Origin of the sequence: Allobosea sp. CER48 (genome assembly GCF_044752385.1) — a bacterium.
Lineage (GTDB): Bacteria > Pseudomonadota > Alphaproteobacteria > Rhizobiales > Beijerinckiaceae > Allobosea.
The window spans coordinates 1-1,202 of sequence record NZ_JBIWYK010000701.1; the positions used below are offsets into that span (position 1 = coordinate 1).

1 protein-coding gene is annotated in these 1,202 nt (G+C 66.2%); it reads right to left on the bottom strand.

Annotated elements, in window-relative coordinates:
* Nucleotides 1-29: 29 nt before the first annotated feature.
* Nucleotides 30-1,202 (bottom strand): polysaccharide pyruvyl transferase family protein (locus tag ACIPIA_RS16675; protein ID WP_400511088.1); only part of this gene is annotated, 1,173 nt, incomplete at its 5' end.

A 1,202-nucleotide genomic window follows, 5' to 3' on the forward strand; every position in this document is an offset into this window, starting at 1 on the left:
GACCTTTTTCATCACGCCCCCTCCGCCCGTCACATCCGGTGCGGAACGCCGTTGCGGTCGAGAAAGGCGCGCATCCGGTCGTAGGAGGCGGCGTAAGATTTCGCGAGCCCGTTGAGCGCCGCCTCGCGGTAGACGGCGCGCCAACCGCCCTCGGCCAGCGCCTCCTCGGGCACGACCGGAATCTTCAGGGTCTCGGCCAATTCCTGGCTGCGCGTGTCGTAGGCGACGAGCACGCCCGGCGCGCCGTGGGCGACGGCCGGCAGCACGCCATGGACGCGGTAGCCGACGGCGAGATCGACGCCTTGCGCGAAGCGATCGTAGTCCTCGACGTCGAAGAAGCTGAAGAGCTTGCGCTCGTAGATCTCGCGCATGCGCCGGTCTTCCGGCCCGTCCCACCAGCCGGTCCGGGCGAATTCGGCGACGGCCTTCTCCTTCGCCGCCTCGTCGCGCAGGAAGAAGGCCTTCTCCTCCTGTTCGCCATGCGAGGACATCACCATCTCGCTCTGGGCGTCGACCTTGAGGAGCGCGGCGCGCTGGTTGCGCAGATAGGCCTCGGGATCGACCGTGTAGCTCTTGTCCGCCTCGCGGCGCAGGCTGAAGGCGACCTTGCGGATCGCACGCTGGTCCGGCACGCGGATCTGGAGTTCGCGGTTGCGGGTGCGGAAGATCGAGGGGCAGCCGACGACCTCGACATTTCCGATGCCGTTGCGCCACAGCGTCTCGGCGCTGAAAGCGCCGCGCACCCCGATAGCGGCCGAGCGATCCGCGACGATCTGCCAGAAGCGCTTCGAGGCTTCCGAGAGCTCTATCGCGCGGTTCTGGCTGGCCTGGGCGCCGACGCCGATGGCATAGACCGGGAGCTTGACCTTCTCCAGAACCTCGACGGCACGGAACCACTCCATCTTCTCGTGGATGAAGTTCGAGCCGCGCACGAAGACGAAGTCGAACTCGTTCGCGTAGCGCTCGATATCGGCATCGGTCGGGTTCATGATCTTCATCGGCTCGAGATGCGCGTAGTCGAGCAGCTTCAGCGTGGAGTCGAAGACGATCATGTCGCCGATGTTGAAGTAGTCGGCGAGCAGCCTCTCCATCGGCGCGCGATACCAGCGCACCTTGTCGTGATCGTAGACCTCGCCAGCCGGATAGATCACGAGCGCCCGCAGCGCCTTGGCCCTGGCTATGGGGCGCAACTGCGAACCGGG